This window comes from Paenibacillus rhizovicinus (genome assembly GCF_010365285.1).
Classification (GTDB): domain Bacteria; phylum Bacillota; class Bacilli; order Paenibacillales; family Paenibacillaceae; genus Paenibacillus_Z; species Paenibacillus_Z rhizovicinus.
The window spans coordinates 4,754,671-4,769,459 of the sequence record NZ_CP048286.1; the positions used below are offsets into that span (position 1 = coordinate 4,754,671).

Here is a 14,789-nt window from a genome sequence, read left to right on the forward strand (position 1 = left end):
CATATGAGGATCAAGCTTTCGTTCCGGTTCAAGCTGATGGTATCCTACATTATTTTGATCATGACGCCTGTTATTATCATCGGTACGTTCTCCTACCGGTCATCGGTGGATTCGGCCAAAACGCAATCCCGTTCCAACATCCAAGGCACGCTGCTGCAGATGCGGGACAATATCATGTATAAAATCATGGACGTTCAACGCGTGTCCGACCAGCTTTACATGGATCAGCAGCTGACGAGCTATCTTGGCATCAACGAGGGCGGCTGGAACAGCTACGAGACGTTGACCAAGCATTTGAAACCGACTTTCCAGAACGCGCTCGATCTGTCGGCGCTTCACATCAACATACAGGCCTACGTGAAGAACAAGACCATACCGGAGTATTATTTTATTCAGAATAATAAAGAGAATCCGCTTGATCTAGGCAAGCGGTACAACATCTATCAATTAGACAGAATCGATGGTGAGCCCTGGTACGACCCATGGAAAGTATCGACTGTTTACGGTGCCAATCAAGCGATGAAATGGATGCAAGTCGCGGAAGACGCGCAATACGGAAACATTTCGCTGCTTCGCAATTTGAATGATTATGCCAAGACCGATCAGATTGGCTTTCTTCGCGTTTCCGCTAAGCTAAGCGAAATTTTCGATTCCATCGATTTTACGAAAATTGGCGATCAATCGACGGTGTATGTCTACGACGAGCAGAACCATCCGCTCTTCTTTTCCGGCAATCAAGACGAAGCGCTGCTTCAGCCGACCGCGGGAGACAAGAAGTCCGGGTACCTCAATATCGAAGAACGGCTCGAAGGATTGAACTGGCGGATCGTAGCGTACATCCCTACGCAGCTGCTCGAGGCGAACGCGGATTCCATTAGGCAGATTACCGTGCTTGTCTGTTTGATCAGCTTTCTCGTCTTAATGGCGATCAGCGTTATTCTCTCCCGCATGTTCTCCGTCCGAATCTACAAAATCATCGCTTCCTTAAATGCCTTCCGAGGGGGGGAATTCCGTAAACGAATCTCGTATTCAGGCAACGACGAGTTTGCCCAAATTGCGGAGGCCTTTAATGATATGGGGAAGCATATCGACGAATTGATCCGAGAGGTTTATATATCCAATTTAAAGAAGAAGGAAGCGGAGCTGACGCTGCTCCAGGAACAGATTAATCCTCACTTTCTATACAACACCTTATCCTCGATCAGCAGGCTTGCCAGGTTCGGAGAAATCGAACGGCTGCATCGGATGGTGATGGGACTTGCTAAATTTTATCGATTGTCGCTCAACGAAGGCAGGACGATTATTTCCGTCGATCACGAAATTCAGCAGATCCAAACCTATATTGATATCCAGAAAATCAAGTTTGCGGACGGACTCGATGTAACGACCGAAATCGATCCCGACGTGCTCTCCTACAGCACAGTGAAAATGATTCTGCAGCCATTCGTCGAAAATGCGCTTCAGCACGCGTGGAACGGCGATCATATCCATATCCATCTATACGCCTATAAAGACAAGGATCATATCGTATTTATGATATCCGATGATGGCGTCGGCATGTCGCAAGAAACCATCGAGCGCGTGCTGAATCGTGAAGCGAGCGGCGGCTACGGCATACGCAACGTGGACGACCGGATAAAGCTGCAGTGCGGCAGCGCGTATGGCGTCGACATTCAAAGCGTTCCGGGCGAAGGTACGACAATCCGTATCGAAATTCCATGCTTCATGGATCCGGACGAGAATGCACCAGCGGAGAGGACGGGCTAAGGAGCTGCGTCTTCCGTTCAAACTGCTAGAATTCGTTGCGTAGTCACATTGTTCATCCGGGTATTCGAAACTATCATTATGGATGTAGCTTTCGGGCCCGGGGCGTGAAACATGGCCAGGAAGCGAACACTCGCGAATTGGGGGAATAATGATGATTCCACGTGTTCCGAAATGGTTGAAGAAGATGCTGCACGTCATCATGATCACGGCAATTGCACTGCCTTTCCTGTATGCGGCCAGCTCGGAGAAGGCTGCCGCCGCCTCGGCTCCTATTAACCCTGACGCATCCCAGGCAGCCAAAGATCTACTCGCCTATTTGTACAGCATTGAAGGCACGAATATATTGTCGGGTCAGCATAATTTCCTCGAAGCGCCGGATTATTGGACGAATCAGGTCTATGCCATTACCGGCAAATATCCGGCCGTGCACGGTTATGAGTTGGGTGCTATTTCCGGTCAAACCGAAGCGCAGTTGGACGATCAGCGCCAAGCGGTCGTGGACAGCGCGATCGACTGGCACGAGAACGGCGGAATCGTGACCATGATGTATCACGCGAATAAACCGGGAACGGGTTATTGCTGGGCCGAATGCGTGCAAGCCGGAACCAGCGAGACGGAGTTCAATCAAATCGTGACTCCCGGAACGACGCAATACAATCAATTGATTGCCAATATCGATTTAGTCGCAAGCTACTTGGAACAGTTGCGGGATGCGGGCGTTCCTGTATTATGGAGGCCCTTTCACGAGATGAACGGCGGCTGGTTCTGGTGGGGACAGCAGCCCAATTACGATAAGCTGTGGGACATTATGTACGATAGATTCACGAATTACCACGGCCTTAACAACCTGATTTGGGTGTGGAATGCCAACACCCCGAACATCCCTTGGGGTGCCCCGTACTCGAATTACTTCCCGGGCATTAACAAGGTCGACGTGCTTGCCGTGGATGTCTACAACAATGACTATCAGCAAAGCTATTACGACGATCTTCAGACCCTTTCCCAGGGGAAAATCATATCCATCGGCGAGAGCGGCCAACATCCTAGTCCAACGACGCTTGCCGGGACGCAAACGAAATACCGCTGGTTTATGACATGGGGCGAATTTTTGACCAACGGCAACACGAACACGCAAACGCAGGACCTCTACAGCGATTCCAGAGTGCTGACGCTCGACGAGGTCAACATCGTCCCAGGCTCCGGCGGGATCGGCGGGGGCGGCGCGGGCACGATCGACGATTCCGTTACGGGAACCGGCTTGAACCAATTCGAATACGTCGGGACGTGGACGGCGACTTCGGGGAGCGGTACCAAATATAACGGCGGCGATCATTATTCGTTGACGACGAACAACTATTATCAGGTGGATTTTAACGGCACGGGCATCAAGCTCTATGGCTCGAAAGACGCCCATCACGGTATCGCGGCGGTATCCATCGATGGAGGCACCGAAGTAGATGTCGATTTTTATGCGGCTTCCAGAGCCGACAACGCTTTGCTTTGGACCAGTCCGACATTGCCGGCGGGCAATCATTCCGTTAAGGTTCGCGTCAAAGGAACGAAGAATGCCAGCTCTACCGGCTATGTCGTGACCGCTGACAGAGTTGTTATCGACTCCGATACCGTGTCTCCTACGGCGCCGACCGGATTGACATCGCCATCGCAGACGCAAACATCGGTCAATTTATCGTGGAGCGCATCGACCGATAACGTCGGCGTTACGGGCTACGACGTTTATCAGGGCTCCTCCTTGGCCGGATCGACGACAAGCACATCGACGAGCGTCACGGGCTTGACGGCCGGAACGGCTTACTCCTTCTCCGTGAAGGCCAAAGACGCCGCGGGCAATGTTTCGGGTGCAAGCAGCGCGCTCAATGTAAGCACCGCTGCGGCCGGAACGGAAACGACGGTCAACGATGCGACGACCGGCACCGGGTTGAATCAATTCGAATACGCCGGTACTTGGAATACGTCTACGGGACCTGGCACGTACAACGGCGACGATCACTATTCGCTGACGACGAACAGCTACTACCAGGTGGATTTCAACGGCAAGCAAATCAAACTCTATGGCAGCAAGGACGCCCATCACGGCGTTGCGGCTGTGTCCATTGACGGCGGAACGGAAGCGGATGTCGACTTCTATGCCGCGTCGCGGGTAGATAATGCGCTGCTTTGGACCAGCCCGGTATTGGCAGGCGGCAATCACACGCTGAAGGTGCGCGTGAAGGGTACGAAGAACGCCGCTTCATCGGGCTATGTGGTTACGGCGGACCGAGTCGTTATTGTCGCTGAATCCGTCGTAATGACGGATGACCGTGATTCTGCGATCGTCTACGGCGGTAGTTGGACAGAAGATAACTGGACCGGCGACTTCGCGGATACAGAGAAGTATTCGAAGACGACAAACGATTATGCGCAGTTTACGTTTACGGGCAATCGTATTCAGCTTATCGGCTACCGGCAGCATAATCTCGGCAATGCAGCCGTATATATCGACGGCGCATTGGATGCGACGGTCGATCTGTACACGGAGGGCACCGGTCCGCAGCAGTCGGTACTTTACGAGAAATCCGGGCTTGGCAGCGGAACGCATACCATCAAGCTGGTCGTGACGGGTACGAAAAATGCGGCTTCATCGGACTGCTATGTTGTACTGGACGCCTTCAAAGTAATTAATTAAGCGTGACTTAGAAGGGGCGCCGCGTATCGATGCGGCGCCCCATTCTGCATTTTCCCGTTGAAGGCCGTTCACCGACGGCAGGCGTTGCTGATCTCTTGTGTCCAAGCCGCAACTTGTCTGCATATTCGTCCAAGTCCCCTCATACAAATTAGTACAAGTCAAGCGTAAACGGCTCTTGTCCCGTACGCGACCTGTGCGTGATATCCGCATGGGCTGCCGTACCACTCCGGATACGTTTAAAAAATGTGATGAGGGGTTGATCTCATGCGTCGTCGATTCAGTTTCATAGCGGCTATCCTGCTTTGCCTCACGGCGGTGCTCGCGGGCTGCGGGACTAAGGACGCGGAATCGGTTGTCAAGGATTTGGACAAAACGTTAAGCAGTTTGGACAGCTACACGGGCAAAGGCGAGATGACGCTGTACACGGGCCAGCAGCCGCTGGTCTACCAAGTAGAAGTTTCCTATCAGAAGCCGCAGTACTACCGCATCGCGCTCACGAACGCGAAGAAGGACATCACCCAGATCGTGCTCCGCAACGATGAAGGCGTGTTCGTCCTGACGCCGCGCCTTAACAAAGTATTCCGCTTCCAGAGCGACTGGCCGGCGAACCAAGGCCAAGTATACTTATACCAAACGCTCGTCCAAAGCATTTTGCTGGACAACTCCAGACAATTCGCGGTCGATAACGACGCTTACGTGTTTGACGTGATGGCGAATTATCAGAACGGTTCCCTGGCCCGCCAGAAAATTTGGCTGAACAAATCCGACTATGCGCCGAACAAAGTCGAGGTCAGCGACGCCAACAACGCAGTCATGGTTTCCGTCAAATTCGACTCGTTCAAATTCGGCTCCAAGCTGGAGAAGAGCGTATTCGATACGCAGAAAAACATGGGCACGCCGGCAGCAGGCGGCGATCAGGCGACGATGGCTAGCCCGGACAACGACAGCAACGCGTCCAACGCGAATAACGGCGCTAACAGCGAGAATGCGGCCGCAACGACGGACAACAGCAGCAATGCCGCCGCGCAGGACAATGCGAATCAGGCGGACAATGCCGCAACGAACAGCAACGCGGACAACGCCGATAATGCGGGCAATAAGAACGGCGACAACCCGGACAACAATGCCAGCACCAATGAGGATAACAGCAGCGGGGATACGTCGGATAGTTCGGCAGTTACTGACGATAGCACATCTGCCTCGGCGGACAGCACGTTCACAGGCATGGATGCGATGTACTTACCTGAGGGCGTATCGGAGCAAGACAGCCAGAACATCGTGTTCGGCGGCAATCCGGGCATTATGATCCGTTACACCGGAACATATGATTATACGTTGATCGAAACACAGCCGAAGGATGTCGCCGTCTCTTCCACGAAGGGCGATCTGGTCGATATGGGCTTCACTTACGGCTCGGTCAGCGGCGATGACCAGCAGCGCACGCTCACATGGACGTACGAAGGCACGGAGTTCCGGATTACGAGCGGAACCGATAACCTGCCGGTGGACGAGATGGTCAAAGTCGCGCAATCCGTCCAGGGAGAGATGTCCAAATAATGGCCGGAAAGCGGTTTTTCCAACACTTGCCCCTCTCGTTCGGGCCCCATTTCATTGACAGCCGTAAGCTTTACCGTATAACATAAAGGTTATGGGATAAACAAGGTGGGATGATCCGCTCCGTCCTAGTCGGCGGTGCGGCTCGTTTCATTCCGGTGAAATACAAGCGTCAACCGGATAAGCCGAAACGGCACTTATCGGGCTTGGATTTTGAGATAAACGCCTGCCCATTTGCGGCAGGCGTTTACTTTTTGGAAATGAAGGTGGAGCAACTTGAATACGGCGAGCTATTATCGCCCGACGCGGGCTGAGATATCGTTGGATGCGCTGAAGCATAATTTGCTTGCTTTCCGTGCGGCCATACCGGAAGGGATGCTGTTAATGGCATCCGTGAAGGCGAATGCGTACGGTCACGGCGCCGTGGAAGTGGCAAGGGAAGCGGAACGCTGCGGCGTCGATTTTCTAGGCGTCGCATTTCTGGACGAGGCGCTTCAACTCAGAAGAGCCGGACTGAAAGTGAAGATTCTAGTGCTTGGATTCGTTCCGCCGGAGGGACTTGCGACCGCGCGGGACGAAGATATCGCCATCGCCTTGTTCCGCGACGATATCATCGAAGCGGCGGCGGCATTGCCGGATAACGGCCGCAAGCTGTCGGTGCACATCAAGATCGATACGGGCATGGGGCGTCTCGGCCGGCTGGCCGGAGACGATGCGCTGCCGTTCATCAAACGCGCGATGGAGGAACGGAACCTCTGCGTAGAAGGCATGTTCACGCACTACGCCCGCGCCGATGAAGCCGACAAGAGCTATACGCGGCTGCAGCATGAACGCTTTACCGGCGTCGTCAAGCAGCTCGCGGCAGAAGGATTGCATATTCCGATTATTCATGCGGCGAACAGCGCCGCAGGCATCGATACGCCGGAGATGGGCGGGGGCATGCTGCGCCTGGGCATCAGCATGTACGGCCTCTACCCGTCGACGGAAGTGAACAACACGCGAATCGACTTGAAACCGGTCCTGACGCTGAAGACGGAAGTCGTTATGGTTAAGGAAGCCCCGGAAGGCTGGGGGATCAGCTACGGCACCCGGTATTTCACTTCGGGCAAGGAGCGGATCGGCACGCTTCCCGTCGGATACGCCGACGGTTACAGCCGGATGCTTACGGGCAAAGCGGAAGTATTGATCCGCGGGCAGCGCGTGCCCGTGCTTGGCACGATCTGCATGGATCAATGCATGATCGCGCTGGATCCCGCCGCGGCTGCCGGACGTCCGCCGGTCGATAACGGCGAAGAAGTCGTGCTGATCGGCGCGCAAGGCGAAGCGTTTATTTCGGCCGAGGAAGTCGCCGATAAGCTCGGCACGCTTAATTATGAAGTGACCTGCATGATCGCGGCGCGTGTGCCGCGCATCTATAAGCGGGGGACGGAAATCCTGGCATCGATCAATCCGCTGCTGTCCGATGCGGAATAATTTTCCTCGGCATGAATTGAGTGTGCTTTAGAGGAATTTATCGTCTTGCCTCGAATATTGTAGGGAAAGCGTATATACGAGTGAGATCGCGTGACGAGTCTATGGATGCAGCATACTTGATATACGGGTTGCATATCATATGAGGGTGTATAATACGGATCAAACAATGACATACTGTTACTGTTTTTTGAAATATAAGCCAGCTTTTATAAGTTTTTGATCGAATAGGCTTATATTTCTCGGGAATGAAGCGCGCTGTACCGTTAAGTCGGTGATAGTCGTTTCACCTTTAATTCTAAGCCTGTATAAGTTAGAAACCTTATACTGTTGCTTAGAATTCTTCGGAATGAAACGCGCCTCGCCGTATAGACGGCGAATGCCGTTTCACCTTTAATTCTAAGTATGTATCAGGTTTACTCTTATACTTTGCTTAGAATTCTACGGAATGAAACGCGCAGCACCACAATGTATGGTGCTGACCGTTTCACCTTGCCTGGAAATGTTTTGGAGGTGCGAGTTCGGTGGCCAATTTGCAAAATACCAAAAGGATTATGATCAGTTTACCGGATCATTTGCTGGAGGAAGTCGACGGAATCGTCGCCAAAGAAAACTCGAACCGAAGCGAATTTATTCGTCAGGCTATGAAACTGTATTTGATTGAACGGAAGAAGCGTCAAATTCGGGATTCGATGCAGCGGGGCTATCTGGAGATGGCCAAGATCAACCTGGTAATGGCTTCGGAAGCTTTTCAAGCGGAGGAAGATGCCGGCGACACGCTCGGCCGACTCGTAAGCGGGGTGTAAGCTTGATCGTTAAACGCGGCGATGTGTTTTTTGCGGATTTGTCACCTGTCGTAGGTTCTGAGCAGGGCGGGGTTCGTCCTGTTTTGGTTATTCAAAATGATATCGGCAATCGCTTCAGCCCGACCGTGATCGTCGCGGCCATTACGGCTCAGATCCAGAAGGCGAAGCTGCCGACGCATGTCGAGATCGATGCGGCCTCCCACGGGTTCGACCGGGATTCCGTGCTTCTTCTTGAGCAAATCCGAACGATAGATAAGCAGCGGCTCACCGACAAAATCACTCACCTCGACGACGAAACGATGCGCAAGGTCGACGAAGCCCTCCAAATCAGCGTCGGACTTATCGATTTTTAACGCTTATTGAATACGTATCATTCGGCTGTTGCGAGCTTTATTTTTACTGTCACAAGGCAGGCATGAACGCCTCAAACGCGTTCATGCCTGCCTTTTTGCTGTGTATGCATGTCCGTTACCTTGCCAAGCAGGCACAATCCAGCACGCGGCTCCACCCGAAATTTTGCGCCACGAAGCAAAAAATGAGACCTTATGCACGCCATGCATAGGCGTATACAATAAGCACATAACGAATGAAAGCACTTACAATTCTGCGGGTTTTGGAGGTTTCAACATGAGTGCCAATCTGAGCTATGAGCTGTCTTTGCAAGAACAGCCGATCAACCGCAAAACGAAGTTCAAGAAGCTTGTCCGAAAGTTGGCCGGCCAGAAGTATTTGCAAGCAATGGCGCTGCTCGGCGTAGCATGGATGATCATATTCAACTACATTCCGATGTACGGCGTTATCATCGCCTTCAAGGAATTCAATATCGTGCAGTCCATCAGCGATGCCCCCTGGGTCGGGCTGGAGCACTTCCGCGAATTTCTGGATGACGACGAGTTGAAAAGCGTCATATGGAACACCATCGGCATGAGTTTCTTTAAACTGCTCATCGGGTTTCCGCTTCCGATCGTGTTCGCGCTTTTCTTGAACGAGCTTCGTTCCATTCGGCTGAAGAAGGCGGTACAAACGATCTCGTATCTGCCGCATTTTCTCTCCTGGGTCATTCTAGGCGGGATCTTGACCACCTGGCTCGCCGATGTGGGCATCGTCAATAAAATGCTGATGGCACTCGGCTTCATCCATGAGCCGATTAGTTATTTGGCGGAACCGAGTTACTTCTGGTCCATCATCATTACTTCGGATATTTGGAAGGAGCTTGGCTGGTCCGCGATCATCTATCTCGCCGCCATCGCCGGGGTGTCTCCGGAAATGTACGAGGCAGCGACGATCGACGGCGCCGGACGGTTTCAGAAAATGTGGTTCGTCACGCTGCCGAGCATTGCGGGCACAATCACGATTCTGTTCATTCTTGCAGTCAGCGGTCTGCTTAATTCGAACTTCGATCAAATTTTCGTCCTGAAGAATTCGCTCAATGAAAGCACCAGCAACGTTATCGACGTCTACGTTTATCAGACGGGGATTATCAGCAGCCGCTTCTCGTACTCGGCGGCAGTAGGATTGTTCAAATCAGTCATCGCGCTCATTCTGCTGTTAATCGCCAACTCGGTATCGCGGAAGCTGAACGATACATCGCTATTCTAAGTTAAAGGTGGTTTGACAAATATGTTCACACTTCGAAGGAAGACCGCCGGCGAGGCAACGTTCGATGCATTCAACGTCATCGTCATGCTGCTGATCTGCTTTATCACGATCTATCCGATCTGGTATGTGCTCGTCAATGCATTCAATGACGGACAGGACGCGATGCGAGGCGGTATCTACTGGTGGCCGCGCGTCGCCAGCCTCGACAGCTTCCAGGCGGTATTTCAAAATCCCGGCATTATAAAGGCGATGGGCATTACGGTCGCCAAGACGATTATTGGTACGGCGCTGCATGTATTCTTCACCGCGATGGTCGCATATGCCTTCTCGAGGCGGGAGCTGGTCGGTCGTAAAGTTTATATGCTGATCGGTACGATTACATTGTTCTTCGCAGGCGGACTCATTCCATCCTATTTGCTTACTCGCGATCTGCATTTGCTGGATAATTTCCTCGTCTACATCATTCCAGCGATGTTTAATTTCTTCGATCTGATTATCTTCTTGGCTTTCTTCCGCGAAATTCCGGCGGGGCTGGAGGAAGCCGCGAAGATCGACGGCGCTAACGACTTCTCCATCTTTGTCCGCGTCGTCATTCCGGTCTCGATGCCGGTTATCGCGACGATCGCCTTGTTCCACGGCGTGTATCAATGGAACGATTATTTTGTCGGCATGATCTACATCAACGACATGAACTTGCAGCCGATTCAGACCTTCTTGTTCCGTGTCATTGCGCAGTCGAGTTCGAACATCATGATGGCGTCGATGCCGGGCGGCATATCGAAGACCGTGTCCTCTCAGTCGGTTAAGCTTGCGACGATGGTCGTGACCACGGCGCCGATCGTTATCGTGTATCCGTTCTTGCAGAAGTATTTCGTCAAGGGCATGATGATCGGTTCCATTAAAGGTTAGGTTGTTCGTCCCCTGGCATCACTGCCGGAAGGGACTTATAATAAGCGAAGCAAAGGGGTAGAACGCACATGAGACAAGGAAATGTGAAACGTTTGCTGGCCATAACGACGGCCACTGCGCTTGTTGCAACGCTGGCTGCTTGCGGCGGCAACAACAACAATGGCGGTAATGCCAGCAATGCCGGCAATGCTGGCAATGGCGGTACGACGAACAATACTGCGACCGCGGACAACGGTAAAACGACCAATGATGCAAGCGGTAACAAAGCCGGCAATGCGACGACGGGGAATGCCACGGCCGTGTCCGCGGACGAGCCCGGTTGGAAAAGCGACATATCGCCGATCACGTTCGACTGGTATCTTAATTTCTCCTGGTTCCCGAACAAATGGGGCGTCGACGCGACTTCCCAGTACATTACGAAGAAGACAGGCGTGAACATCAATTTCATCGTGCCGGCAGGCAACGAGAACGAGAAGCTGAACACGATGATTGCTTCCGGATCCCTTCCCGACTTCATTACGCTTGGCTGGTCCGAGGACAACGTGAAGAAGATGATCGAAGGCGGCCTGGTAGAACCGCTTAACAAGCTGGCCGACGAATACGATCCGTATTTCTACAAAGTAGCGGATCCGGCCAAAACATCGTGGTACACGCAAACGGACGGCAATTTCTACGGCTATCCGAACGCCTCGTCCTCGCCGAAGGACTTCCAGAAATTCTCGGGCGACTATACGTCGAACCAAACGTTCGTCGTGCGCAAGGATATGTACGAAGCGCTCGGCAAGCCGGATATGCGCACGAAGGAAGGCTTCCTGAACGCGCTCAAGATGGCGAAGGAGAAGTTCCCAGACGTGAACGGCCAGCCGCTCATTCCGCTCGGCCTGCACGAATTCACGGACACGGGCAACTACTCGCTGGAAGGCTATCTGCAGAACTTCCTGGCCGTTCCATACGAGAAAGACGGCAAGCTGTACGACCGCCGGACGGATCCGGAATATGTAAGCTGGCTCAAGACGTTCCGCAAAGCGAACGAAATGGGACTGTTGTCGAAGGACATCTTCATCGACAAGCGTCCGCAGATGGAAGAGAAGATCGCGCAGGGCCGTTACTTCGCCATGCTGTACCAACGCAGCGATTTCGCTACGCAGGAGAACGCGCTGTTCGTCAAAGACCCGAATTCGGTGTACATCGCCATCGACGGACCGGGCGACGAAGCGCTTGATCCGCCGACGCTGTCGGGCCCTGGCATCTCCGGCTGGACGGTAACGCTCATTTCCAAGAAGGTCAAGGACAAAGCAAGAGCGATCAAATTCCTCAGCTACCTGATCAGCGAGGAAGGCAATAAAGACCTGTACATGGGTATCCCGGGCGAGACGTACGATACGGTTGACGGCAAAGAAGTGTTCAAGCCGGAAGTACTCGACCTGATGAACAAGGATCGCTCCGCGTTCGACAAGAAATACGGCGCATCGTTTACGTTCTGGATGCTTATGGACACGAACATGAACCTGAAGTGGGCGCCGCCTAGCGTCGAACCTTCGAAACAAATGGAAGATTGGACGAAAGGCAAGACGACCAGCTTCTCGCAATTCGATCAAATCGATCCGACCGGCAACTCCGCGGAAGGTATAGCGAATACGAAGATCGCTCAAGCGTGGGGTAAAACGCTGCCGAAGCTGCTGTTAAGCAAATCGGACGAAGACTTCGATAAGCAGTTTAACGATTTCCTCGACAAGCGCAAGAGCGCAGGTCTCGATAAGGTGCAGGCGTATCAGCAAGCGCACTACGAGTCCAATGTAACTAAACTTCAAGAGTTTCTAAAATAATCGTGACGTAATCACGCATACGAACAGCCGGCGGTCTATCGCCTTCGGCCAAGCAGGGCAGCATTGCCGCCCCCAGCTTGGTTTCGAGGGGAGGGCGCCGGCTGTTCATGCCCGTTTCACGGGTATTTTGAGGAAGTCCGGCTCCTAGGCTATGTTTTATATTATAATAATCGTTACGGCAAGAGGGATTCAGCGGCGGCAATCGCCGATACTTCGAGCGTACATTCCACCATACGGACGGTGATTGTTTTGGCCGGCAGGCTGCGTATTCTGGCACGCGAATACCTCTTTAAACTCGAACGGCTTTCTCTGCAGAAGCGGCTCATTATTGCGTATATTCTTATTTTGCTGCTGCCGAGTCTATTAATCTCGTTCTACATCTTCAATGAGCTGAACGGCAATTATATGAAGGACATCGTCAAGAAAAGCGAGAATCAGCTCGAGATCGAACGGATCAACATGAACAACAATCTCGAGACGATGGAGCGGACGGCGCAGCTGATTCAATCCGACATGGACGTGCGCAGTTATTTGGAGCGAACCAGCGAACCGAACGCGTCGGAGCTGATCGAATTCGATACGACCGTCGTCAAGAGCATTCAGCGCCTGCAGTTCAACAATCCGAGCATCGAGCATATTCGGCTCTTCTCCAACAACATGCGAATCAACGAAATCTGGCCGGTCATTCTGCTGGAGAAACGCATCCAATCCGAACCTTGGTACAAGAAGGTCAATGAGCTGAACGGCACCGAATGGTGGTATTTCGACCGGAAGGACCGCGAACCTATTCGTCCGATCGTCGCCGACGCCAAGGAAGACAGGCCGAAGCTTTCGCTGTTGCGCGAGATCGAGTATCCGGCCGGCAAGCATGTCGCGATCATGCAGGTGGATATGCTGCTGCCGAACGTTTTCCCCAACGTGTTTCGAGGCGCGAACGACGAAGGCCAGTCGCAAATGTTCGTTCTCGATCGGGAAGGAAAAATGTTCAGCGACGGGGATCAAACGCTTCAGGCCAAGCAAACGCTGCTGGCGAATACGGGCATGACGGAAGCGGACATTCGCGGCGAGCTGAGCGAGCATATGGCAGGTGCGAAAGGCGACTTTTCATTTAGATGGAACAAGACTCCATTCCTGGGCAATTACATCTATGTGGAGAAGATCGATGCCTACGTACTGAACGTCGTTTCGCTTAAAAACGTGTTTGCCGATATCAATAGGACGCGGAACCGGATTGTTTTCGCGAATATCATTCTGCTGGTCATCCTCTCCATTTCAACGTATGTGCTGAACGCGCTCATTCTGAAGAAGCTCCATACGCTGGCTCATTTCATGAAGCGGGTCCGTCAGGGAGATTTTAATTTCGATTTCACGATACGCGGCGGGGGCGAGGTCGGCGAGCTTGCCCATCATTTCAGGAAAATGCTGAAGAAAATCAATGAACTGATCGCCGATGCCGTGACGAAGCAAGCCGCTTCCAAAGAGACCGAGCTGCGGTCGCTCAAGAATCAGATCGATTCCCACTTTCTGTACAATACGCTCGAGAATATCAAGATGCTGGCCGAAATCGAGAATCAACCCGCGATCTCGGACGCGCTCACATCGCTTGGCGGCATGATGCGCTACAACCTGCGATGGAAGAGCGAATACGTGCGGCTGAAGGATGAGCTGGGCCATATCACTAATTATATTGCCGTCATGAACCTTCGGTTCGACCATACGGTAAGCCTGCAAATCGACGTGCCGCCCGATTACATGAATCAGGAACTGCTAAAGATGTCGCTGCAGCCGATCGTGGAGAACGCCGTGAAACACGGCATGAATATGAAGCCTTCCGAGGCCCGAAACATGGTGATTTGCATATCGGCGGCGTTGGTCGATCAGGCCATCGTCATCGTAATTGCCGACAACGGCGTCGGAATGACAGCAGGGACGGCAGCGGAATTGAACCGGAAAATCGCCTCCGACGAGTCCGAGGTCGCCGCATCCAGCGACCGGGCGGTAGTGCCGCACGAGAAGCAGAGCGAGGGCAGCGGCATCGGACTGCGTAATGTCCATCAGCGGATACAGCTGTTTTATGGCAAGGAATATGGCTTGTTCGTCGAGAGCGGCGAGGGGGCATATACGCGCGTGGAGATGCGTATTCCCTACTTTATCGTAAGCGGAGGGCTGGTCTGA

General features: G+C 52.8%; 10 protein-coding genes. All 10 read left to right on the forward strand.

Going from position 1 to position 14,789, the window contains the following annotated elements; translation table 11 throughout:
* Positions 1 to 3 precede the first annotated feature (3 nt).
* The 10 genes from GZH47_RS21335 (at position 4) to GZH47_RS21380 (ending at position 14,789) form a co-directional block, all read left to right on the forward strand.
* Positions 4 to 1,767, forward strand: coding sequence for a sensor histidine kinase (locus GZH47_RS21335; protein WP_162643068.1), 1,764 nt, complete (start codon positions 4 to 6; stop codon positions 1,765 to 1,767).
* A 148-nt stretch (positions 1,768 to 1,915) separates the two neighbouring features.
* Positions 1,916 to 4,450, forward strand: coding sequence for a glycosyl hydrolase (locus GZH47_RS21340; RefSeq protein ID WP_162643069.1), 2,535 nt, complete (start codon positions 1,916 to 1,918; stop codon positions 4,448 to 4,450).
* 264 nt (positions 4,451 to 4,714) lie between these two features.
* Positions 4,715 to 6,007, forward strand: a complete 1,293-nt coding sequence (locus tag GZH47_RS21345) for a LolA family protein (protein ID WP_162643071.1) — start codon at positions 4,715 to 4,717, stop codon at positions 6,005 to 6,007.
* Positions 6,008 to 6,280: 273 nt separating this feature from the next.
* Positions 6,281 to 7,477 carry an alanine racemase gene (gene alr, locus GZH47_RS21350; RefSeq protein WP_162643072.1) on the forward strand — a complete coding sequence of 399 codons (1,197 nt, stop codon included), beginning with the start codon at positions 6,281 to 6,283 and terminating at the stop codon, positions 7,475 to 7,477.
* Positions 7,478 to 7,998: 521 nt separating this feature from the next.
* Entirely contained in the window at positions 7,999 to 8,280 is a 282-nt protein-coding gene (locus tag GZH47_RS21355) for a CopG family ribbon-helix-helix protein (RefSeq protein WP_090644307.1), read from the forward strand.
* A gap of 2 nt (positions 8,281 to 8,282) precedes the next feature.
* Entirely contained in the window at positions 8,283 to 8,633 is a 351-nt protein-coding gene (locus tag GZH47_RS21360) for a type II toxin-antitoxin system PemK/MazF family toxin (protein ID WP_125664969.1), read from the forward strand.
* Between the two features lie 274 nt (positions 8,634 to 8,907).
* Complete coding sequence (locus GZH47_RS21365) at positions 8,908 to 9,879, forward strand: ABC transporter permease (protein ID WP_162643073.1); 972 nt, start codon at positions 8,908 to 8,910, stop codon at positions 9,877 to 9,879.
* Positions 9,880 to 9,900: 21 nt separating this feature from the next.
* On the forward strand, positions 9,901 to 10,788 hold the full coding sequence (locus tag GZH47_RS21370) for a carbohydrate ABC transporter permease (RefSeq protein ID WP_162643074.1): 888 nt from the start codon (positions 9,901 to 9,903) through the stop codon (positions 10,786 to 10,788).
* A gap of 68 nt (positions 10,789 to 10,856) precedes the next feature.
* Positions 10,857 to 12,614 (forward strand): type 2 periplasmic-binding domain-containing protein, encoded by a 1,758-nt coding sequence (locus GZH47_RS21375; protein WP_162643075.1) that lies wholly within the window; start codon positions 10,857 to 10,859, stop codon positions 12,612 to 12,614.
* 249 nt (positions 12,615 to 12,863) lie between these two features.
* On the forward strand, positions 12,864 to 14,789 hold the full coding sequence (locus GZH47_RS21380; protein WP_162643076.1) for a cache domain-containing sensor histidine kinase: 1,926 nt from the start codon (positions 12,864 to 12,866) through the stop codon (positions 14,787 to 14,789).

Coding starts and splice junctions, on each gene's coding strand:
- GZH47_RS21370 (WP_162643074.1), top strand. CDS start 9,901: ATGTTCACACTTCGAAGGAAGACCGCCGGCGAGGCAACGTTCGATGCA.
- GZH47_RS21340 (WP_162643069.1), top strand. CDS start 1,916: ATGATGATTCCACGTGTTCCGAAATGGTTGAAGAAGATGCTGCACGTC.
- GZH47_RS21365 (WP_162643073.1), top strand. CDS start 8,908: ATGAGTGCCAATCTGAGCTATGAGCTGTCTTTGCAAGAACAGCCGATC.
- GZH47_RS21345 (WP_162643071.1), top strand. CDS start 4,715: ATGCGTCGTCGATTCAGTTTCATAGCGGCTATCCTGCTTTGCCTCACG.
- GZH47_RS21335 (WP_162643068.1), top strand. CDS start 4: ATGAGGATCAAGCTTTCGTTCCGGTTCAAGCTGATGGTATCCTACATT.
- GZH47_RS21375 (WP_162643075.1), top strand. CDS start 10,857: ATGAGACAAGGAAATGTGAAACGTTTGCTGGCCATAACGACGGCCACT.